The sequence below is a fragment of the Streptomyces sp. ACA25 genome (assembly GCF_028200735.1).
Taxonomy (GTDB): Bacteria; Actinomycetota; Actinomycetes; order Streptomycetales; family Streptomycetaceae; genus Streptomyces.
This window is the reverse complement of sequence record NZ_JAQKPV010000005.1, coordinates 143,130-162,936: the sequence shown is the minus strand read 5'-3', so window position 1 is coordinate 162,936 and position 19,807 is coordinate 143,130. Positions and strand designations below refer to the sequence as shown.

Annotated in this window: 20 protein-coding genes and 1 tRNA gene; 10 read left to right on the top strand and 11 right to left on the bottom strand. The window is 71.1% G+C overall.

Features of this window, described 5'->3' with window-relative positions; genetic code table 11:
• Positions 1 to 1,164, top strand: a complete 1,164-nt coding sequence (gene nagA, locus PJ985_RS10715) for an N-acetylglucosamine-6-phosphate deacetylase (RefSeq protein WP_271683418.1) — start codon at positions 1 to 3, stop codon at positions 1,162 to 1,164.
• 93 nt (positions 1,165 to 1,257) lie between these two features.
• Here nagA and PJ985_RS10710 read toward each other — a convergent pair whose 3' ends face one another.
• Both PJ985_RS10710 and cdgB read right to left on the bottom strand, forming a co-directional pair.
• Complete coding sequence (locus tag PJ985_RS10710) at positions 1,258 to 2,238, bottom strand: hypothetical protein (RefSeq protein WP_271683417.1); 981 nt, start codon at positions 2,236 to 2,238, stop codon at positions 1,258 to 1,260.
• Positions 2,239 to 2,329: 91 nt separating this feature from the next.
• The gene (cdgB, locus tag PJ985_RS10705; protein ID WP_271683416.1) at positions 2,330 to 3,928 is read right to left on the bottom strand and encodes a diguanylate cyclase CdgB; all 1,599 of its coding nucleotides are present in this window, start codon (positions 3,926 to 3,928) and stop codon (positions 2,330 to 2,332) included.
• 300 nt (positions 3,929 to 4,228) lie between these two features.
• Between cdgB and PJ985_RS10700 the strand changes: the two genes are divergently transcribed.
• Complete coding sequence (locus tag PJ985_RS10700; RefSeq protein ID WP_271683549.1) at positions 4,229 to 4,729, top strand: flavin reductase family protein; 501 nt, start codon at positions 4,229 to 4,231, stop codon at positions 4,727 to 4,729.
• Positions 4,730 to 4,782: 53 nt separating this feature from the next.
• Here the strand turns inward: PJ985_RS10700 and arfB are convergent, their stop codons facing one another.
• Entirely contained in the window at positions 4,783 to 5,220 is a 438-nt protein-coding gene (gene arfB, locus PJ985_RS10695; RefSeq protein ID WP_271683415.1) for an alternative ribosome rescue aminoacyl-tRNA hydrolase ArfB, read from the bottom strand.
• A gap of 158 nt (positions 5,221 to 5,378) precedes the next feature.
• On the opposite strand from arfB, the gene PJ985_RS10690 reads away from it, so the two are divergent.
• Entirely contained in the window at positions 5,379 to 5,954 is a 576-nt protein-coding gene (locus PJ985_RS10690; RefSeq protein WP_271683414.1) for a TerD family protein, read from the top strand.
• Positions 5,955 to 6,046: 92 nt separating this feature from the next.
• Here the strand turns inward: PJ985_RS10690 and PJ985_RS10685 are convergent, their stop codons facing one another.
• Positions 6,047 to 6,652, bottom strand: coding sequence for a Uma2 family endonuclease (locus tag PJ985_RS10685; protein ID WP_271683413.1), 606 nt, complete (start codon positions 6,650 to 6,652; stop codon positions 6,047 to 6,049).
• Between the two features lie 158 nt (positions 6,653 to 6,810).
• Between PJ985_RS10685 and PJ985_RS10680 the strand changes: the two genes are divergently transcribed.
• Positions 6,811 to 7,308: a hypothetical protein gene (locus tag PJ985_RS10680; protein WP_271683548.1), complete on the top strand. Its 498-nt coding sequence runs from the start codon at positions 6,811 to 6,813 to the stop codon at positions 7,306 to 7,308.
• Between the two features lie 109 nt (positions 7,309 to 7,417).
• On the opposite strand, the gene PJ985_RS10675 is transcribed toward PJ985_RS10680, so the two are convergent.
• Together PJ985_RS10675 and PJ985_RS10670 are read right to left on the bottom strand one after the other, a co-directional pair.
• Entirely contained in the window at positions 7,418 to 8,128 is a 711-nt protein-coding gene (locus PJ985_RS10675) for a pentapeptide repeat-containing protein (protein ID WP_271683412.1), read from the bottom strand.
• A gap of 179 nt (positions 8,129 to 8,307) precedes the next feature.
• Positions 8,308 to 9,009 (bottom strand): hypothetical protein, encoded by a 702-nt coding sequence (locus tag PJ985_RS10670; protein WP_271683411.1) that lies wholly within the window; start codon positions 9,007 to 9,009, stop codon positions 8,308 to 8,310.
• Positions 9,010 to 9,314: 305 nt separating this feature from the next.
• Between PJ985_RS10670 and htpX the strand changes: the two genes are divergently transcribed.
• The 3 genes from htpX to PJ985_RS10655 all read left to right on the top strand — a co-directional run bounded on the left by htpX (position 9,315) and on the right by PJ985_RS10655 (position 11,896).
• On the top strand, positions 9,315 to 10,217 hold the full coding sequence (gene htpX, locus PJ985_RS10665) for a zinc metalloprotease HtpX (protein WP_271683410.1): 903 nt from the start codon (positions 9,315 to 9,317) through the stop codon (positions 10,215 to 10,217).
• Positions 10,218 to 10,360: 143 nt separating this feature from the next.
• On the top strand, positions 10,361 to 10,918 hold the full coding sequence (gene pspAB, locus PJ985_RS10660) for a PspA-associated protein PspAB (RefSeq protein WP_271683409.1): 558 nt from the start codon (positions 10,361 to 10,363) through the stop codon (positions 10,916 to 10,918).
• A 111-nt stretch (positions 10,919 to 11,029) separates the two neighbouring features.
• Positions 11,030 to 11,896 carry an alpha/beta fold hydrolase gene (locus PJ985_RS10655; RefSeq protein WP_271683547.1) on the top strand — a complete coding sequence of 289 codons (867 nt, stop codon included), beginning with the start codon at positions 11,030 to 11,032 and terminating at the stop codon, positions 11,894 to 11,896.
• Between the two features lie 69 nt (positions 11,897 to 11,965).
• Here PJ985_RS10655 and PJ985_RS10650 read toward each other — a convergent pair whose 3' ends face one another.
• Complete coding sequence (locus PJ985_RS10650; protein ID WP_271683408.1) at positions 11,966 to 12,328, bottom strand: DUF2511 domain-containing protein; 363 nt, start codon at positions 12,326 to 12,328, stop codon at positions 11,966 to 11,968.
• 114 nt (positions 12,329 to 12,442) lie between these two features.
• Positions 12,443 to 12,517, bottom strand: a tRNA-Thr gene (locus PJ985_RS10645).
• A gap of 372 nt (positions 12,518 to 12,889) precedes the next feature.
• Between PJ985_RS10645 and PJ985_RS10640 the strand changes: the two genes are divergently transcribed.
• The 3 genes from PJ985_RS10640 (at position 12,890) to PJ985_RS10630 (ending at position 15,495) form a co-directional block, all read left to right on the top strand.
• Entirely contained in the window at positions 12,890 to 14,020 is a 1,131-nt protein-coding gene (locus tag PJ985_RS10640; RefSeq protein WP_271683407.1) for an ABC transporter ATP-binding protein, read from the top strand.
• Positions 14,021 to 14,334: 314 nt separating this feature from the next.
• A complete protein-coding gene (locus PJ985_RS10635; protein ID WP_271683406.1) occupies positions 14,335 to 14,751 on the top strand; it encodes a hypothetical protein in 417 nt (138 codons plus the stop codon).
• 18 nt (positions 14,752 to 14,769) lie between these two features.
• Complete coding sequence (locus tag PJ985_RS10630; RefSeq protein WP_271683405.1) at positions 14,770 to 15,495, top strand: nucleotidyltransferase family protein; 726 nt, start codon at positions 14,770 to 14,772, stop codon at positions 15,493 to 15,495.
• A 178-nt stretch (positions 15,496 to 15,673) separates the two neighbouring features.
• On the opposite strand, the gene PJ985_RS10625 is transcribed toward PJ985_RS10630, so the two are convergent.
• From PJ985_RS10625 to rlmB, 3 genes are all read right to left on the bottom strand, one after another.
• Entirely contained in the window at positions 15,674 to 17,335 is a 1,662-nt protein-coding gene (locus PJ985_RS10625) for a DoxX family protein (protein WP_271683404.1), read from the bottom strand.
• A gap of 282 nt (positions 17,336 to 17,617) precedes the next feature.
• On the bottom strand, positions 17,618 to 18,706 hold the full coding sequence (locus PJ985_RS10620; RefSeq protein WP_271683403.1) for a L,D-transpeptidase family protein: 1,089 nt from the start codon (positions 18,704 to 18,706) through the stop codon (positions 17,618 to 17,620).
• Positions 18,707 to 18,793: 87 nt separating this feature from the next.
• A complete protein-coding gene (gene rlmB, locus PJ985_RS10615) occupies positions 18,794 to 19,747 on the bottom strand; it encodes a 23S rRNA (guanosine(2251)-2'-O)-methyltransferase RlmB (RefSeq protein ID WP_271683402.1) in 954 nt (317 codons plus the stop codon).
• Positions 19,748 to 19,807: the final 60 nt, after the last annotated feature.

Genomic DNA, 19,807 nt, shown 5'->3' with positions numbered 1-19,807 from the left:
ATGAAGTCTTCCCACCGGCGCACTGTGCTGACCGGGGCGAAAGTCGTGCTGCCCACCGGTGTCGCCGACGGCGGCCGGGTGACCGTCGAAGGCAGCCGGATCGTCACCGGCCGGCCGGACGAGCCGGGCACCGTCGATCTCAGCGGGCACTGGCTGCTTCCCGGCTTTGTCGACATGCATGTGCACGGGGGCGGCGGCGCCTCGTTCTCGGCGGGGAGTGCGGAAGAGGCGCTCAAGGTGATCGGCACCCACCGGCTCCACGGCACCACGACCATGATCGCCTCCACCGTCACCGGTGACCTCAGCGATCTTGCCGGGCAGGCCGGGGTGCTTTCCGAGCTCGTCGAGCAGGGTGACCTGGCGGGCCTGCACTTCGAGGGTCCGTTCATCGCCGCGTCCCGGTGCGGGGCGCACGAGCCCTCGCTGCTGCGGGAGCCCGACCCGGCCGACGTACGCAAGCTGATCGACGCCGCACGGGGCACCGCCCGCATGCTGACCCTGGCCCCCGAGCTGGCGGGCGGCCTGGAGTCGGTGCGGCTGCTGCGCGAGCTGGGCGTGATCGCGGCGATCGGGCACACCGACGCGGACTACGAGGTGACCCGGGAGGCCATCGAGGCCGGTGCGAGCGTGGCGACTCACCTGTTCAACGCCATGCCGCCGCTCGCCCACCGCGCCCCGGGGCCCATCCCGGCGCTGCTCGAGGACGAACGGATCACCATCGAGTTGATCAATGACGGCACCCATCTGCACCCGGCCGTGCTGGGCCTGGCCTTCCGCGACGCGGGCCCGCGGCGGGTCGCCTTCATCACCGACGCCATGGGCGCGGCCGGGATGGGCGACGGCGTCTACCCGCTCGGACCGATGAAGGTCGAGGTCACCGAGGGGGTGGCACGGCTCGTCGAGGGCGGCTCCATCGCGGGCTCCACCCTTACCCTGGACGACGCCTTCCGGCGGGCGGTGGCCGTGGACGGCCTGCCGGTGACCGACGCGGTGCAGGCCCTGTCCACCACGCCCGCCCGGGTACTCGGTCTGGCCGACTCCGTCGGCTCGATCGAGGCCGGGAAGGACGCCGACCTGGTGGTGCTCGACGAGGCCCACCGGATCGCCGGGGTCATGCGCAAGGGCGAGTGGCTGAGCGGGCCACCGCTCAGCCCCGCGGTGTGACGGGGCGGGCGAACGCGGACCTCCCCTGCCCGCCCCGTACCCGCTCCCGCGGCGGACGGGTGCGGGCGGGCGGGCAGGGGCGCCCGCGGCGCGTCAGCCGGCCCAGCCCGGCGGGTCGTCCACCTCGGTGATCTCTATCTTGTCCACCAGCACGTCGCACTTGTCCTCGGTGCCGCAGCCCAGGTGGATGACGTTCTCCCCCTCCTGCAGGCTGACCAGCTTCCAGGTGCTGTACCAGTTCCGTTTCGACGCGTCGCCGACGTAGTCCTTGAAGTTGATCGGGTCGGTGCGGGCGTCGGTGTCGGAGTTCACCGCGAAGCTCATCAGCTGATCGTCGGCCACCGAGTAGCCGAAGTAGAGGCGGTACTCGCCGGGCGGGCCGTCGAAGTCGAAGTACCAGCTGGCCATTGCTCCCGGGTTGTCCATCTCCGCGAGGTACGTGCCGTCGTCGGACCGGGCACCTTCCACGTGGCCGCTGCCGAGCTGCACGCCGTTCGTGCGGTCGAGCTCGGCGAGTACCGCTTCCGGGTACGCGAACTCGTCCTCGTCCTCGTCCTCTTCGTCCTCGTCGTCGTCCTCGTCGTCCTGATCCTGGTCGTCGGTGTCCTCGTCCTGGTCGTCGTCGACCCCGGCGCTCGCCCCGGAGTTGTCGATCGCCGAGTCGTCCGCACCGTTGTTGCTGAACAGGATCGCGGCACCCACCCCGAGCACCACTGCGGTGACGACCGCGATCGCACCGATCAGCAGGCCGTTGCGCCGCGGTTCGGGCCCGCCGTCACCGGTACCGTTGCCGGCGCCCTTGCCGTACGGGCCGTAGCCGCCCGGGCCGCCCGGCTGCGTCTCCGGGGCCCCGTAGTGCGTGTCGGGCTGCTGAGCCTGCCGGCCCTGGCTCTGCGGGTAGCCGTAGCCGCCCTGCTGGCCGCCGTAGCTGCGCTCCCCGACCGGCCGGACCTGGTGGTACGAGGCAGGCGGAACAGGCGCTGCCGCCTGGCCGTCCTCCTGCCGGTAGAGGTAGCCGAAAGGGTCGTCGCCTCCCTCAGGCGACGTGCCCGTGCCGTTGTTCCCCGAGCTCATCCGGTGCGCTCCTCACAGTGATCCCCACCCTCGTCCTACGAGGCTGAGCCTACCCCGTTCGGCGGAACGCCCGGCGCCCTCCTGACGGGGATCAGCTTGCTCTGCGCCGCCCCTGGGACCGGGACCGCTTCTCCAGGTACATCCGCTGATCGGCCGACTCCAGCACGCCCTCGGTGGTCATGCCGCAGGCCGCCCAGCCGATACCGAAGCTGGCTCCGACCCGGACGGCCCGGCCCTCGACCCGGATCGGCGGAATGATCGCGTTGCGCAGCCGGACCGCGAGGTCGGCCGCCTCCGTCTCGCCGAGACCGTCCGCGAGGACCACGAACTCGTCCCCGCCGAGCCGCGCGACGGTGTCGTTGTCCCGCACCGCCCGGGCGAGCCGCTGGGCCACCTCCTGGAGCACCGTGTCGCCGCAGCTGTGCCCGAAGCGGTCGTTGATCGATTTGAAGCCGTCGAGGTCGCAGAACAGGACGGCGAGGCCCTTGCCCTCACCGCCGGGATCCTCCGGGGACCGGACATGCTCATGATGGTCGTAGGGGAGCGGAGGCGGAGTACCGAACCCGTCGAAGACGTCCGTGGCCCGGCGGGCGGGGCGCTCGGTGCCCGGCCGGTCGCATATTCGGCTGCCGAGCCGGGTGCGCAGCTCCGCGCTGTTGGGCAGCCCGGTCAGCGAATCGTGGCTGGCCCGGTGGGCAAGTGCCAGCTCATGGCGCTTGCGCTCCTCGATGTCCTCAACATGCGTGAGCAGGTACTGCGGACCGTCCGCGGCGTCTGCCACGACGGAGTTGCGCACCGAGACCCACACATAGGAACCGTCCCGCCGGGCCAGCCGCAGCTCGGCCCGGCCTCCCTCGGCCGAGGTCCGCAACAGCACCAGCGTGTCCTCGGGGTGCACCAGATCGGTGAAGCTGTACCGGCGGAGCACGGCGGCGGGCCGGTCGAGCAGCCGGCACAGGGCGTCGTTGGTGCGGGTCAGCCGACCGTTGTACTCACCACCGACCTCGGCGATGGCCATCCCGCTGGGGGCGTATTCGAAAGCCTGTCGGAAACTCTCCTCGCTGGCCTTGAGCGCCTGCTGTTCACGTTCGAGCCGCACGAGTGCCCGCTGCATGTTCCCGCGCAACCGGGCGTTGCTGATGGCGATGGCGGCCTGGGACGCGTAGAGCTGGAGCGCTTCGCGGCCCCAGGCGCCGGGACGGCGGCCGTTGCGCGGCTTGTCGACGGCGAGTACGGCCAGCAGTTCGCCGTCGGAGGCGTGCATGGGGGCGTAGAGGCGGTCCATCGGGTGCCACTCGTCCGGGTAGCGCGGGGCAGGGCCGGTGGCGTGCCACTGCGGGACGTCGTCGTGGTCGAGGACCCAGCCCTCGGTGTAGGGGATGAAACGGAGCCGGTCCCAGTGCTCGCCCATCGCCAGGCGTCTCTCCCAGGACGTGCGGGACCCGCGGCGGCCGGCCAAGCTGGCCTCCGCCTCAGCGCTGCCGGCCACAGCGGCGACCAGCAGGTCTCCGTCCGGGCAGACGAGATTCACCGCGGCGAGCTCGAATTCGAGCGCCTCCACCGCTCCGTCGGCGATGGTCTGCAGGGTCGCCGCCATGCTCCGCGCGGTGCTGAGCCTCGCCACAGCCTGGTGCAGCTCACGCAGCGAGGCCAGTCGGACGTACGGCTCCGTCTCCGTCTCCGTTTCCATCACTCCCCCAGGCCGAATGCACGTGCAGATACACAGGCCACTGAATCACAGGGAGCTGACCGTTAGGTACACAGGGTCAACGATTCCTTCTCACCTGTGACTCATGTCACAGCAACCTCGGGCTGGTTCGCTCGTCGTGGAGCCCCTGCAACAGTCTGCGACCGTGGCCCGATGCGCCCGGCGGGCGCAGCGGATAGCGTTCCTGGTGTGTCTTCCAGGACTGAGCAGACCCAGCCACCCACCCGGGCCGGGAACACCGACTCCCCGCGGGCTCCCGCCCCGGCGAGCGGGGACCAGGGAGTGAGCGAGGGCGCCTTCCGTGACGCGATGGCCCGGCTGGCCGCCGGGGTGGTGCTCGTCACCGCCTTCGACGAGGAGGACGGCCCGCGCGGTGCCCCGGCAGGCATGACCGCGACCGCGTTCCTGTCCGTGTCGCTGGATCCACCGCTCGTCCTGGTCAGCGTACGCACCGGCTCCCGGATGGACGAGCTGCTCGAACGGCAGCCCCTGTGGGCCGCGTCCCTGCTGTCCGGGGAACAGCGGACGACGGCCGGCCGGTTCGCGATGAAGGGCAGGCTCAGCGACCGGCTGCTGTTCCAGGAGGTGGCGCACACCCTCGGGGAGATCTCCGGGGCGCCGCTACTGGACCGCGCGCTGACCACGGTGGAGTGCCGCACCGAGCAGCGGGTCGCGGCCGGTGATCACACCCTGGTGGTGGCCCACGTCCTCCGGGTCGGCCTGCCCTCCCCGGACGGCAGCCCGCTCACCTACTTCCGGGGCCGGTACCGCGCACTCGGCTGACCCGCCCGCCTTGCCCGCACGCCCGCACCTGACGAGTGCGCGGACGGAAAACGTCAGTCCCAGCCGCGGCCCGTGCGGCCCTTCTTCACATCGGCACGGCGCTTCTTCTCCGTCAGCCGGCGCTCGTTGAGACCGCGAGAGATCTTGCGGACCTGCCGCCGCTTCGGGGGCGGCGCCGTGGCTTCCGCCAGCAGCGCGGCCATCCGGGCCGCCGCTGTCTCCCGGTTGCGCCACTGGGAACGGTGCTCACCGGCCCGCACCACCAGCACGCCGTCCACCAGGCGTTCGCCGAGCCGCTCCAGGGCCCGTTCCCGCCACACAGCGGGCAGCGACTCCGTGGCGGCCACGTCGAAGCGCAGCTCCACCTTGGTGTCCGTGGTGTTCACGTGCTGACCGCCGGGCCCCGAGCCGCGCATGAATCGCCAATGAAGCTCGGCCTCCGGCAGGACGACCGAGCCACGGATGACGTAAGGACCGGGCATACCTGCCATCGTCCCTCCTCCCACCGCTCCGCCGCACCCCCATTTGTGCGGCATCCGGTCGTGCGGAACGGCGCGGCACCGTGCCGCGTTATCCCGTGCAAGGGTGTTCCCGCCCACTTCCTCACCAGGAAACCGGGGCCAGGAGCCAACGCGAAGAGGGGTATTACATGGGTGTGAGCCTGACCAAGGGCGGAAATGTCTCGCTGACCAAGGAGGCGCCGGGCCTGACCGCCGTCACCGTCGGTCTCGGCTGGGACGTCCGCACGACGACCGGCGCGGACTTCGACCTGGACGCCAGCGCCATCGCACTGGACGCCGGCGGCAAGGCCGTCTCGGACCGCCACTTCATCTTCTACAACAACCTGATCTCCCCCGACCAGGCCATCCAGCACGCAGGTGACAACCTCACCGGCGAAGGCGAAGGCGACGACGAGGAGATCCGGGTCTTCCTCGACGGGCTGCCCGCCGAGGTCGACCGGGTCGTCATCCCCGTCTCGATCCACAGCGCCGACGAGCGCGGCCAGAACTTCGGCCAGGTACGGAACGCCTACATCCGCGTCACCAACCAGACGGGCGGCGCCGAGATCGCCCGCTACGACCTGTCCGAGGACGCTTCCACCGAGACCGCCATGGTCTTCGGCGAGCTGTACCGCAGCGGCGGCGGCTGGTCGTTCCGCGCGGTCGGCCAGGGCTACGCCTCCGGCCTGGTGGGCATCGCCCAGGACTTCGGCGTCAACGTCTGAGACAACGCCGTCCGCAGCGGAAGACCCCCCACCTGCCGTCGGGGGGTCTTCTCCTTTCACGGATACGGCGGACCCGGATATGCGGGCGCGCCTCAGAACGCGAAAGCGGAGGTGTCGAGCTCGAAGCCCAGGGGGTCCGGCAGCGCGATCTTCCCGGAGAACTGCACCGAATCCTCCCGGCCGTACCGGCCCTCGGCCGGCTCGCCGTACACGGTGACCGTCCCGGCCTTCCGGTCCACCAGCAGATAGCAGGGCACCCCCGCCCGGGCGTACCCCCGCAGCTTCTTCCCCCGGTCGTTGTCCCCCGTGGAGGGTGACGTCACCTCGCCGACCAGGACGACGGGAGCCGGGTCGTGATACTCCTCGGGACTGGAGAAACTTCCCTCCGGAGCGATCACCAGGTCCGGGACGGCCTTCCCGACCGGTGAGGAACCGGGCAGCCGCAGGCCGATGCCGGTGAAGGTGAGCAAGGCACCGTCCCGGCTGCGCCGAACAGCCTGCCGCACCAGGTGCGACACAATCGTCTCGTGCTCGCCGTTTGCCGGTGGAACCACGTGGATGTCCCCTTCGATCAATTCCACGCGCCACCCCTCCGGTGCTGCCGCGCTCAGCTCTTCGAAGGCGTACTCCACCATTGCGGCCATGGCCTGCGCATCAGTGGCCGTGTCCGGCTCACGCTCAGGTGCTGTCAGTGTCACGGCGGACCTCCTTCGTGCGAAGCGACACTCTCAGAGTAGGACGGTCTCTGTCCCCGCAGGAGCGACCGGCCCACCCGAACGTGTGAGGAGGCGCCCTCCGGGCCACGGGAGCGACGCCGGGGAGAGCGGTGGCTGCCCCACGTGCCACCATCGGGTCCGTGCTCGACATCGGCTACGCCCTCTCCTCCCGCTTCCCCGACCCCCCGCAGACGGACTACCGCGCCGCTGATGTGCGGGCGCTGCGGCACGACCTGTTCTGCGGGGACGTGTACCTCGCCGACACCCGGGCCGACCGGGAGCTGGCCACCCGGTGGAGCTGGGTCCCGGTACTGGACTTCGCCTGGGCCCTGTGCGACATCGCCGAACAGCTCGACCGGGATCCGCTCGGCAGCCGGGCCGCACGCCCCCAGCACGCCGAGCTGGACTTCACCGAATCCACCGATCGCCTGCGGTTCACCCGCCGCTTCGGCCACGTGGACATCGCCGCCGACTGGCAGCGGGACGCTGAACCCCCGCTCACCTTTCCGCACTCCGAGCTGCGCCGGGAGGCCCGCGACTTCCTGCACGACCTGCTCGCGGACCTGACGGACATACACGAAGGGCTGGGTGACAACCCGGCGCTGTGGCAGCTCCAGTCCCGCTTCCCCCGGGTCTGACACCTCCGCGGCACCTCACTTCGCGGGCACCGGGCGGGCTTCGGGAAGCGGGCGGGCTCGCGGGCACCGGGCGGGCTTCGGGAAGCGGGCGGACTCGCGGGCACCACGGTCAGGAGACCTCCGCGGACCGGGAGACCACCCGCACCCCCACGTGCGCGGCGAACGCGGGTGCCAGATCCAGCAACTGGGCGGGGGTGATCACCGCACCCGCCAGCCGGTCCACCCCGCGGGCGATCTCCAGCCCGGAAGTGCCGCGCAGGTCCACGTCCCGCAGCGTCGCCCGGGTGAAGTCGGCCCCGCGCAGCTCGCAGCCCTCGAAGGACACCCGCTCCAGCTCCGCCCCGCCGAAGTCCGGCTCAACGAGCACACAGCCACGGAAGGCCACATCCGTCAGCCGCGCGCCACGCAGATTGAGGTAGTCGATCTTTCCGCCGCGCCACAGCACCCGGCGCAGATGCGCACCGTGCAGCTGGAGCCCGCCGAAGCGGACCTCGCCGAGCACCACATCCCGCAGGGTGGCGTCGCCCAGTGCCGCTCCCGCGCCCCGCACGTCCTCCAGCACGCTGTCCAGGATCCGGGCCCGGCCGAGCCGGGCGTCGTCCCAGACGCATCCGCGAAACGCGCAGTCCAGGAACGTCGCCCCGGCTGCCTCAGCGCCGGCCAGGTCGAGACCCGCGAACTCCACCCCGTCGTAATCACCCTCCGGCTCGAGCCCGGATCCGTCGTGCGCGCGCAGCGGCGGGAGCGAGACGTCGGGAAGCCGGACCGGGGCGACCTGATCCGGGCGGATTCCGCGGGACGGAGTACGGCGTGGTGTCATCCGCCCATCCTTCCGCCGGGCACTGACAGCCCCGGTCCGGGCGCGCCCCCGATGCCGGCCGGGTACAGCAGGCGAGCACTGCCTCCGCACCGCCGTCCGGAGCGTCCGCCCCCGTCAGCAAGGCACCCGGCAACCGGGCCGGGCCGGCGGCGACGGGCCCACCGCACACGGCGAACGGCTCACGGGGTGGCCAGTGGCCGCCTGGCGTTCAGATCCTCCACCCCCTCGTACTGCGCCGCGTCCGCCTCCTTCTCCGGCTCCAGGAGAAATGCCGTGTAGAAGACCTTGCCCCGCACGGACTCGGGGTCGGAGAGGACCACGGAGGCGGGCAGCGGATCATCGAGGCACTCAGGGAGGCACCAGGTCCCGCTGACCGCCCCGGTCCCCACCGCCCGCTTCGTGTCCCAGCGCTCCCAGGTGAGGTCGCTGATCGTGGTGAACTCCGAGAGCACCAGGGTCCGCGGGCTGCGCTCGGCAGAGCCTTCGGTGTTCTCCTCACCGTAGAAGTTCAGCACGTGGGGAGCGTCCGGCTCGGCGGGCCGGGCGGACAGCGACGGCTTCGGAGCACCGGTCGGCGTCACCTCGCCGGGCTCGTTCCCCGCCCCCTCCCCCGGATCAGCGGGCCCCGGTGGCTCCCCGGAGGGTTCGCCCTCCTCGCCCGGCCCACCGGCCTCGGCCTCGGCCTCCTCCTCCGGGCCCTGCGACCCGGTGTCCTCCGCCGGCCCGGTCGTCCCGCCCTCGGCGGTCTCCTCTGCGGCGTCGTCCCGGGCGCTGTCGTCGCCGGGTCCGCAGCCCAGTGTTCCCAGTCCGAGCGCGACCGCTCCCAGCAGCGCCACCGCCCGGGGCATCCGCTGCCGCCGCGCCTTCTTGCCTGTCACCATCACCGTCTCCTTCTGCCGAGATTCCGGCCCTCACCGTTCCGACCGTAGACAGCGGACCCCTCGAAGACCCTGCGGACAGGTGACAGCCGACCATCAAAACGTGTGTTCCCGCCGCCTCCGCAAGGTCTCCCGGCAGGGCCGGAACGGACTCCGGTCACCTGTCGTATCCCCCCGCACACGCAGTGCATGCACCGGGCGGCGGGGGTACCCGCGCCTCGATGACACCCCCGCGCACCGGGGACGCCACCCGCGTACCCTCCGGAAGTGCGGTGGGCACACCGCCTGCACGACCGAACGGAGGCGTCATGGCACAGAGGACACGCTTCGCCCCGGACCGGGGCCTGACCGGCCGCATGGTGACCACCATGTTCCTCATCGGGCTGCTGTACGTGGTCTTCGTCGGTGCACTGATGGCTCTGATGCCGGACGCCTGGCTTCTCGTCCTGCTCTTCGCCGGCGGTCTTTTTGTCGCCCAGTTCTGGTTCAGCGACAAGATCGCCGCGTACTCGCTGGGCGCGCGCGAGGTGACTCCGCAGCAGGCACCCGAGCTGCACGGCGCGGTGGACCGGCTGTGCGCCCTGGCCGACATGGAGAAGCCGCGGGTCGCCATCGCGGACAGCGACGTGCCCAATGCCTTCGCCACCGGACGGAACAAGCGCAACTCCCTGGTCTGTGTGACCACCGGCCTGATGCGCCGGGTGGAACGCGAGGAGCTGGAGGGCGTACTCGCCCATGAGCTGTCCCACGTCGCCCACCGGGATGTCGCCGTGATGACCATCGCCTCGTTCCTCGGCGTGCTGGCCGGCACCATCACCCGCTTCGCCCTGTGGAGCGGACTCGCCCGCGGGGGCCGCGGCAACAACGGAGCGCTGCTCCTGCTCATCCCCCTCATCAGCGCGGCCGTCTACGTGATCAGCTTCCTCCTGACCCGGCTGCTGTCCCGCTACCGCGAACTGTCCGCGGACCGGGCCGCCGCCCTCCTGACCGGGCGCCCCGCCGCGCTCGCCTCCGCACTCACGAAGATCAGCGGGGAGATGGCCCGGATCCCCACCCGGGATCTGCGCCGCGCCGAGCCGTTCAACGCCTTCTTCTTCGCCCCCGCCTTCTCGAGCCGCCACAGCATCGAGAGCGTGCTCTCCTCCCACCCCCCGCTGGAGCGACGGCTGGACCAGCTGGGCCGCATCAGCGCCGAGCTCGGCCGCCCCTGACCCGCCCGACCCAGCGCCGCGCCGGCCCCTCCTCCCGGCCGACCACGCCCGTCCTCCCCCGGCACCACGCCTTCCGTCCCTCCGCTGCTCCGTCCCGGCCGGCTCCCGGCCCGGTCCGCCGTCCTGAGAAGGAGTCCGCCCCCATGGGCATCCTGTCCGCCATCTTCGGCCGCTCGAAGCCGGTCCGCCCCGACCTCGACCAGCTCTTCGCGCTGCCCTCCGCCGCAGTGACCCTGCAGGCGGCCACCGAGTTCACCCCCGCCGGCCTGGGCTCGGTCTGCTTCGCCAGCGTCGAGGGCGGCGCCTTCACCCGGCTGCGGCAGGAGGTCGAGGCACTCGTCGAGGTCGAGTTCAGCAAGGACAAGTACGGCTACACCTGGCTGCTCTGCCGCCGCCCCGAGGAGGACCCGGCCGCGCTGGTCACTGACCTGCACGCCATCAACAGCACCCTCAAGGACGCGGGATTCGGCCCGCAGCTGCTGTGCTCCCTGATGACCTTCCGGGGCGCGGAGTCCCAGCCCCTGGCGCTCGTCTACCTGTACAAGCGCGGCACCTTCTACCCCTTCGCGCCCCTTCCCGGCCGGCAGGAGAAGCGTGACAACGCGCTGGAACTGCAGATCAGGGCCACGCTCTCGGACGACCTCCGCATCGAGAGCGACCTCACGCGCTGGTTCCCGGTCTGGGGCGCCCCCGGCCTGTGACCCGTACGCCGGAGCCAGAGCGGAGCACGGAGGGACAACCGCCTGTCGGCGGCGCTCAGGGCGGTGGCTGAACGCCCGGCGGACGCCTGTCGTTCAGCCAGACTGGGCCGCATGGAATTCTTCACGTCGTACGACGGAACCAAGCTCGCCTACCACCTGGCCGGGGACGGCCCGTCCGTGGTCTGTCTGCCCGGAGGGCCGATGCGCGCGGCCGCCTATCTCGGCGACCTCGGCGGGCTGTCCGCGCAACATCAGTTGATCACGCTGGATCTTCGGGGCACCGGGCAGTCTGCACAGCCGGAGGACCCCGGCACCTTCCGCTGCGACCGGCTCGTCGACGACGTGGAAGCCCTGCGTGAGCACCTCGGCCTCGACCGGATGAACCTGCTCGGGCATTCAGCAGGCGCGAGTCTGGCAGCGCTGTACACGAGCCGCCATCCCGAACGCGTCAGCAGGCTCGCGCTGATCACGCCGAGTGTCATGGCTGTCGGCCTGACCATCAGCGGTGACGACCGGCTCGATACCGCGAGGTCCCGCCGGGGCAAACCCTGGTTCCCCGCCGCGTTCGCGGCCCTGGAAGCGATCGTCGCGGGAAAGGCAACGCCAGACTCCTGGCGGGCAATCGCACCGTTTCACTACGGCCGCTGGGACGAGGCGGCCCGAGCCCACCGGGCCGATGGGGACAAGCAGAAGAATACGGAGGCCGCGACGGCCTTCACCGCCGATGGCGCCTTCGACCCGGGCGCCACTCGGGCAGCACTCGCACAGTTCGCGTCCCCAGTCCTGCTGATCGCAGGAGATGCCGATCCGGCAGCTCCTCCTCGCGCGGTGGCTGAGTTCGCTGAACTGTTTCCGCACGCCGAGCTGGTCGTACAGCCGAGGGCCGGACACTTCCCATGGCTCGACGACGCGGACCGGTTCGTCACGACCAGCACGGCTTTCCTGGGAGGCGACCATGTGCCGGATCCGTCGTTGTGACCTCAGCCGACGTTGAGACGAGGAGACACACCAAGCGGCCCTCAGGCAGGGACAGCGAAAGCACCGGAGCTACGCGCAGTGCTGTTCGGCGTACCGGTCGAGGGCGACGGTGGGAATCTTGGTCACTCCGTCTTCGGGACTGTCGGACCAAATGGGCCTCTTGTCGGCCCAGCCGTTCTCCGCGGCCCACATGGTGGCGGGCCCGTTGACGCTGTAGGTGATGCCGTCGTGGGTGAACAGGACCGCCAGGCTGCCGGGTACTTCCTCACAACTGAGGAGGCCCACGTCGACCGTGAAGGGCCATTCGTCGCCGAAGTCGGCCCGGGTGACGTGCAAGCCCGTGTCCTGGGGGGTGCTCCCGCCGGAGCAGGCTGCCACCATGACCAGCAGCGCGCCGGTAGTGAGCACGGCGGCGCAGTATCGGTTCGTCATGGGCGCACGGTGGCGCAACGGTGGCAGCCTACGCGGCAGCATCAACGCACTGTGATGAAGCTGTAACCGAGCACATTCGTGGATGACGGGTACCCCATGGAGGGTATTCCTGAGAGCCGCCTGTCGGATTCGAACCGACGACCTGCTGTTTACAAGACAGCTGCTCTGACCAGGCTGAGCTAAGGCGGCGAAGCCCCGTTGCCGCACGGTGCGCCCGCGCGGCCAGAAGGCCCGAACCAGCGTACATGAGGGCAGCTTTCTGCAACGGCCCGGAGGGGTGACCGCTCCTCTGGCACCTACCTGCCGCCCTTCCGCAAGCGGGCATACCGGCACGAGGCCCCCGGGCGCGGCGCAGCGGAAGGTCTCCGGTGCGGGCTCACGGGGGTCGGCGGCTCGTCGCCTCCGTGAAACCCACCGGTCACGCACAGTTTCCCCTGTTGCGGGCTGATGACAGGAGCACGGCTTTCGGGTTAGGTTCACGGAGCGTCCACACCTGTGGACCTTCCACCTTCCTACTCGGATCGTCCGGCACGTTCCTGCCGGTAGAAGGAGTGCAGCAGCATGGCTTCCGTCACGTTCGACAAGGCGACCCGGATCTATCCGGGCTCGGAGAAGCCCGCCGTCGACCAGCTCGAGATCGCGATCGAGGACGGCGAATTCCTCGTCCTCGTCGGCCCCTCCGGCTGCGGAAAGTCCACCTCCCTGCGGATGCTCGCGGGCCTGGAGGACGTCAACGGCGGTGCGATCCGCATCGGTGACCGGGATGTCACTCACCTGCCTCCCAAGGACCGGGACATCGCGATGGTGTTCCAGAACTACGCGCTGTACCCGCACATGACCGTCGCGCAGAACATGGGCTTCGCGCTCAAGATCGCCGGCATCAACAAGACCGACATCCGCGCCAAGGTCGAGGAAGCCGCGAAGATCCTGGACCTCACCGAGTACCTGGACCGGAAGCCGAAGGCGCTCTCCGGTGGTCAGCGGCAGCGTGTCGCGATGGGCCGCGCCATCGTCCGTGAGCCCCAGGTCTTCCTCATGGACGAGCCGCTGTCGAACCTCGACGCCAAGCTCCGCGTCCAGACCCGTACCCAGATCGCCGGGCTCCAGCGGCGCCTGGGCGTCACCACCGTGTACGTCACCCACGACCAGGTCGAGGCCATGACCATGGGCGACCGGGTGGCGGTGCTGAAGGACGGCCTGCTGCAGCAGGTCGACTCCCCGCGGAACATGTACGACAGGCCGGCGAACCTCTTCGTCGCGGGCTTCATCGGCTCCCCGGCGATGAACCTCATCGAGGCACCGATCACCGACGGCGGTGTGAAGTTCGGCAACAGCGTCGTCCCGATCGAGCGCTCCGCCCTCACCGAGGCGCAGGGCAAGGGCGACACCCACGTGGTGGTCGGCTGCCGCCCCGAGCACTTCGACATCGTGGAGACCACCGGCGCCCCGAGCCTGGCCAAGGACGACCCGACCGACGCGGCGGGCCTCCCCGTCCAGGTCAACGTCGTCGAGGAGCTCGGTGCGGACGGCTACGTCTACGGCACCTCCGATGTGGACGGCGAGACGAAGGACCTGGTCATCCGCGTGGGTGGCCGCCAGATCCCGGAGAAGGGCGCCACGCTGCACGTGGTCCCGCGCCCGGGTGAGGTGCACGTGTTCGCCGCCAGCAGCGGTGAGCGTCTCAGCGGCTGACCTCTCGGCAACCGCCCTCAGCGCACGACTCGGCGGGCCGCGCCCCCTCGTCCCCGGACGACGGAGCGCGGCCCGCCGCCATGTGCTTCGGGGCCGGTGCCGGTGGCGGCACCCACGCCCCCACGCTCGTCAACAGGACCGGAACCGATCTCCCCCTGCTGGGCGTTTTCGACCCCCCTCCGTCAACACCACGACACAGAAACGCCGTTCACTGTCGCTCGTGCGAGTGACCAGGAGTCTCTCCACCACTACTCTTCGCTACGATCGTGCTGGCGTCCAGCCCATCCAGATCACCATCCCGCGAGGAACACCCAGTGAATCAGGCAGTCCAGCGCATCGGCAGAAGCTTCGCCCTCGTCATCCCTGTGGTCCTGGTGCTGTCCGGGACACTTGCCGTCGCCCAGGTTCCGTGGGCCGCACCACCTTCCGGCACTCAGGTGGTGGCCACCGCCGAGCGGCTGCACGACGAGCAGGCCGCGCAGCGGGCCCCCGAAGAGGTGCTGCACGACGAACTGGTCGCCGAGCTCCACACGGACGGCCCGGACGCGGCCCTGAGTTCGCTTCAGGTGGCCATGCACCACGATCCGTCGCTCGCCGACCACTGCCCGGAGATCGCCCGATCGCTGGGCCGGGCAACGGTGGCGAAGTACGGCAGTGCGGAGCGGGCCCAGGAACACGCTCGCCCGGTGTGTGACACCTCGTTCGCAACCGGCGTCGCCGAGTCCCCCTGACCCACGTACGCTGCGGACATGACTGATGTCCCGCAGCCCACGCAGGCCGTGGTTCTGGCCGGCGGCCAGGGTTCCCGCCTCCGCCCGTACACCGACGACCGGCCCAAGCCGATGGTCGAAATCCCCGGCACCGGGACGCCGATCATCGGCCACCAGCTGGCCTGGCTGGCCTCGGAGGGCGTCACGGATGCCGTGATCTCCTGCGGCCACCTCGCCGAAGTCCTGCAGGACTGGCTCGCCGCAGCGGAACTGCCGCTGCGCGTGCGGACCGTGGTGGAGACGGAGCCTCTCGGCCGGGGCGGCGGACTGAAGTTCGCCGCCGCCGCGCTGCCCCGCCCCGAGGAAGCGTGGTTCGCCACCAACGGGGACATCTGGACCCGCTTCTCACTGCGCGAGATGGCCGACTTCCATGCCGAACGGGACGCCACCGCCACGATCGCGCTGGCCCGTCCCCGGATTCCCTGGGGAGCCGTCGAGACCAACGAGTTCGGGCAGGTCCTGGACTTCATCGAGGCACCCCCCTCGCCGTATCTGATCAACGCCGGGATCTACGTCTTCACGCCGGAGTTCACCGAGCTTCTGCCGCCTCGCGGAGACCACGAGCGCACCACATTCCCCCGGCTCGCCCGGGAACGGCGCCTGGCCGGCTTCCCGTTGCCGCAAGGGGCCTTCTGGCGCGCGATCGACACCGTCAAGGACCTGACCGAGGCCGCCAAGGAGCTGGACACCCACCCGAAGGACTGACCCGGAACCGGCGCCGCGAATGGCAGCCGCGGGAAAGCAGCGGCCGGACCACCGGGCAGCACGGCACAGCGGACAGCACCGCGGCCCACGCGTTCTCGCGTGGGCCGCGGTGCTGTCGGGCGGGGCGCCCGGCGGGGCCGGCGGGTGCCCGACACGTCTCACGCTCCGAGTACCCCGCCTAACCCAGCAGCCCCCCGATCGGGTTACGGCTGCCGCTGTCACCCCCGCTTCCGTCCTCTGCCGGACCGTCGTCGACGGTCGCGGACTCCTCGCCCCCTGCCGCTCCACCCGGACTGCCGCCTCCGGTGCCCGGAGGGGGCGGAGCGGGGGGCGCCGAGCGCTCCGGTGGGAGTGCGGGCTGCTGCTGCGGGACCTGCACGGTCTGCTCGGGCTCGGGCGCACGCTCCGTCGGACCCTCCGTCGCCCCGGCGGACTCCCGCCCCTCCGCCGCACCACGCTCCTCCGCGGAAGGTGCCGCGGTCTCCTCCGCAGGAGCGTCCTCACCGTCCGGACCCACGGTGGGGGCCGTCGCCTCGTCGGCTTCCTCGTCGGCGCTGTCGGGCAGCAGTTCGCCGGGCAGGCTGTTGCGCGGCAGCTCGCCGGGGCGGGTGCTGCTGGGGTAGTAGGCGGACCGCACCGCGCCGCCCAGCACGGATCCGATCAGCAGGGCCAGGCCCACCAGCACCGTCGCCAGCACCAGGCCGCGGCGCAGAACCCGGCGGCGCAGACCGGCCAGTGGGGCCCTCGGGCCGAGAGTGCGCCACGCCTCGCTCGCCAGCCGGGCGTCCAGCGAGTACGCGGGGGCTCCGGCGATGATGAGCGGGCTCCACGCGGCCAGCAGGATGAGGTCCGGCATGTCGTACGCCGGTCCCTGCCCGCTCACCGTCATCAGCAGAGCCAGGGACAGCAGCGCGCCGAGAGCCGCGCCGAAGCGCTGCCACAGTCCGCAGATCGTCAGGACGCCGACGATGATCTGGACGAAGGCGACGGTCAGGCCTGCGCCGACCGGATGGGAGAGCGCCCAGTCGTGCAGCGGGGCAGCCGGGGCCCACGGCTCGAGCGAGGAGAGCCAGGTGACCATCGAGCCGCGCTCGCCGCCGTCGAAGTAGACGGGGTCGGTCAGCTTGCCCATGCCGGCGTAGAGGGACATGGTGCCCAGCAGGATGCGCAGCGGCAGCAGGACGATGCCGAGGTTCAGCCCGCGGCCGGGGTAGTAGGCGTGCCGGCCGTCCGGCCGGCGGACCTCCTCCGCCCGCCCGTCGTCATATCCGGTTTCCAGGTCCTCGCGGGTGTCGTCCTCCGTGCCGGGCCAGTCGTCGTGGTCGTCGTGGAGGCCATGGTCCGGGTGATCGCCGCGGTGGACACCGGGACCGGCCAGGCCGCCACCGGAGGCAGGAGCGGGCGGGAGCAGCCCTGCGCCTCCCGGCACGCGGAGCACCTGGGTCGTCTCCGAGGACTCCGGCTCCCGCCGCGCCCCGCCGGCCGGTACGGCGAGGGCCGCCCCGCCCCGCGGCAGCAGCTGTGTAGTGGTGGCGTCCGGGTCATCGGCGGGCAGGGCCGCGGCCTGCACGGCCCGCAGCAGCGCCGTCGCCGCGGCGTCCCCGGGGGCGGCCCGGCCGCTCCACACCACCGGCCTTCGGCGCCGCGGCACCACGGCCGGGGGCGCGGCGCCGCCCGCCATGGCCGGGACGCGCGGCAGCACCGCGGTGGGGGTACGGAGCGGGGTCCGCTCCATGACGAGGCGGCTCACCGGGGGCGGGGTGGCGAACTGCACGCGGAAGCTGACGTGGTTGACGATGACCTGAGCGGGATCGCAGGGCACCTTTACCGTACTGAGCACCGTCTCGTCATCGGAGAATCCACGCGGGGTCCCTCCAGGGGTGGCGCGGGGTGTTCGTGTGTCCACACTCCTCTAACCGAGTGACGGCGGCGGAGGACACTGCCTCTCCCCGACAAATCTGTCCGCGACCCGTCAATCCGCCCGGGCGGGCCCGCCGGCAGGCCTTCGGAACCGTGTCGGGCGGCAGGGCGGCAGGGCACGGGACAACAACGAGCGGTGCCGCCCCTTCCAGCGAAGGAGCGGCACCGGACAGCCGTCACCGACGGCCGGGTCGGACCGGGATCACCAGTGGACGACGACCTTGTCACCCTCGCGGACCGCGTCGAAGAGGTTTTCGATCGCCGCCCGGTCCCGGACGTTGACGCAGCCGTAGGAGCCACCGCTGTAGCCGTTGGCCGCGAAGTTCTCCGAGTAGTGCACGGCTTGGCCGCCGTCGAAGAACAGCGCGAACGGCATCGGCGAGTCGTAGATCGTCGAGTGATGGTCCCGGGACTTCCAGTACACCGAGAACTGACCCTCCCGGGTCGGATACTCCTCGGTGCCGAAGCGCACGTCCATGGTGGACTGCACTGTGCCGTCGATCACCCAGGACAGCGTGTTGGTGCTCTTGGAGATGCACAGCGCCCGCCCGGTCATGCAGCGCTTGTCCAGGCCCTCGGGCGTGGCCTTCTCCACTTCGGGCACCTCGACCGGCACGAACTTCTCGTCCCGTGTCGGCGTGCGGGTCGCACCCTTGAGCTTCGTCCAGGTGTCGTCGTACACCGTCCCGGAGACCTCGAGACCGGCCGCCCGCTGGTAACGCTCCACCGCGGACTTGGTGACGTTGCCGTAGTAGCCCGTGGGGTTGTCACCGAAGTGATCCAGCTGGCCGAGCCGGGCCTGCAGCTCCCGGACCTGCTCGGAGTCGTCGCCGTAGCCCATGACCTGCTGCTTGGGGTGCAGCTGGTCCTGGGTGGGCGTGCTGGTACGGGACTTGAGCAGCTCCCAGGTGGAGGCGTAGACGATGCCGGACACCTCCAGCTCGCCCTCCGACTCCTGGTAGGCCGCCACCGCCCCGGTGGTGACCTCCCCGTAGTAGCCGGTCGGCTTGGCGGCGAAGTGGTTCACCTGGCCGAGCCGGGCCTGCAACTCCCGGACCTGCTCGGAGTCGTCGCCGGCCTGGAGGACGATCTCCTCGGCCGGCTCCTCCTCCGGTTCCTCCTCGTCGTCCGGCTCCTCCTCGGGCTCGGTCTCGTCAACGGCCGGCTCCGCGGATCTCTCGCTGGCGACCGGAGCCGATTCCGCTCCGTCGCTGCTCGAGCCGCAAGCGGTCAGCAGCAGACCTGCCGCGAGTACCGCGGCGAGAGTCCTGCGTATCTGCACGGAGCGCATCCGCGATCTCCCCAGGGGTAGTGGGCCGTTCCTCTGTAAGAGTCACGAACCCCCCGAATCGTTGCGCTCCGCCGGATAACGAATCGGCTACGCGCGACGCCTGGATGCCTCGTACAGCACCACGCCCGCCGCGACCCCCGCGTTCAGCGACTCGGAGCCGCCGGGCATCGGAATCCGGGCACGCACATCGCACTTCTCGCTGACCAGCCGGGAGAGACCCTTGCCCTCACTGCCGACGACGATCACGACCGGCCCGTCCAGCACTCCCACTTCATGGAGCTCGGCCTCACCGTCCGCGGCCAGCCCGACGATCTGCAGTCCGGCCTTCCGGTAAGCCTCCAGGGCACGGGTCAGGTTGGTGGCCCGGGCGACCGGGGTACGGGCCGCGGCGCCCGCGGAGGTCTTCCACGCGGAGGCGGTGATGCCGGCCGCGCGGCGCTCCGGGACGACCACGCCGTGGCCGCCGAAAGCCGCGACGGACCGGATGACGGCACCGAGGTTGCGCGGGTCCGTCACGCCGTCCAGGGCGACGATCAGCGGCTGCTCGCCCTGGTCGAAGGCGGCGGCCGGGAGGTCCTCCGGGTGCGCGTAGTCGTACGGCGGGATCTGGAGCACCAGGCCCTGGTGGTTCAGCCCGTTGGTCATCCGGTCCAGTTCGGGACGGGGACCTTCGACGAGGCGGATACCGCCGCGCTCACCGGCGATCTGCAGAGCCTCCTTGACCCGCTCGTCGCTGTCGATGAACTGCTGGACGTACAGGGCGTTGGCCGGCACGCCTTCCCGCAGTGCCTCGACGACCGAGTTGCGGCCGACGACCAGTTCGGACGTGGACCGGGCCCCGCCGCGGCGCGGCGCCGGACGGCCGACCGCCTTGCGTGCCTTGGCCTGCGCGGCGCGCTGCTTGGCGTGCCCGGGGCGCATCTCGGCCGGCGGTGTCGGGCCCTTGCCCTCCAGACCGCGGCGGCGCTTGCCACCGCTGCCGATCTGCGCACCCTTCTTGTTGGACGTGCGGCGATTCCGGCGCTGGCTGTTCCCTGCCATGACTTACCTGGTTTCTCTGAGCGGTGCGTGGCGAGCGGCGGGGAAGCTGCGGCGCTCTCC

What these genes read in the sequence shown, in the direction of transcription:
- nagA (WP_271683418.1), top strand. Translation starts at nt 1, where the DNA reads ATGAAGTCTTCCCACCGGCGCACTGTGCTGACCGGGGCGAAAGTCGTG.
- PJ985_RS10710 (WP_271683417.1), bottom strand. Translation starts at nt 2,238, where the DNA reads ATGAGCTCGGGGAACAACGGCACGGGCACGTCGCCTGAGGGAGGCGAC.
- cdgB (WP_271683416.1), bottom strand. Translation starts at nt 3,928, where the DNA reads ATGGAAACGGAGACGGAGACGGAGCCGTACGTCCGACTGGCCTCGCTG.
- arfB (WP_271683415.1), bottom strand. Translation starts at nt 5,220, where the DNA reads ATGGCAGGTATGCCCGGTCCTTACGTCATCCGTGGCTCGGTCGTCCTG.
- PJ985_RS10690 (WP_271683414.1), top strand. Translation starts at nt 5,379, where the DNA reads ATGGGTGTGAGCCTGACCAAGGGCGGAAATGTCTCGCTGACCAAGGAG.
- PJ985_RS10675 (WP_271683412.1), bottom strand. Translation starts at nt 8,128, where the DNA reads ATGACACCACGCCGTACTCCGTCCCGCGGAATCCGCCCGGATCAGGTC.
- PJ985_RS10670 (WP_271683411.1), bottom strand. Translation starts at nt 9,009, where the DNA reads ATGGTGACAGGCAAGAAGGCGCGGCGGCAGCGGATGCCCCGGGCGGTG.
- htpX (WP_271683410.1), top strand. Translation starts at nt 9,315, where the DNA reads ATGGCACAGAGGACACGCTTCGCCCCGGACCGGGGCCTGACCGGCCGC.
- pspAB (WP_271683409.1), top strand. Translation starts at nt 10,361, where the DNA reads ATGGGCATCCTGTCCGCCATCTTCGGCCGCTCGAAGCCGGTCCGCCCC.
- PJ985_RS10655 (WP_271683547.1), top strand. Translation starts at nt 11,030, where the DNA reads ATGGAATTCTTCACGTCGTACGACGGAACCAAGCTCGCCTACCACCTG.
- PJ985_RS10650 (WP_271683408.1), bottom strand. Translation starts at nt 12,328, where the DNA reads ATGACGAACCGATACTGCGCCGCCGTGCTCACTACCGGCGCGCTGCTG.
- PJ985_RS10640 (WP_271683407.1), top strand. Translation starts at nt 12,890, where the DNA reads ATGGCTTCCGTCACGTTCGACAAGGCGACCCGGATCTATCCGGGCTCG.
- PJ985_RS10630 (WP_271683405.1), top strand. Translation starts at nt 14,770, where the DNA reads ATGACTGATGTCCCGCAGCCCACGCAGGCCGTGGTTCTGGCCGGCGGC.
- PJ985_RS10620 (WP_271683403.1), bottom strand. Translation starts at nt 18,706, where the DNA reads ATGCGCTCCGTGCAGATACGCAGGACTCTCGCCGCGGTACTCGCGGCA.
- rlmB (WP_271683402.1), bottom strand. Translation starts at nt 19,747, where the DNA reads ATGGCAGGGAACAGCCAGCGCCGGAATCGCCGCACGTCCAACAAGAAG.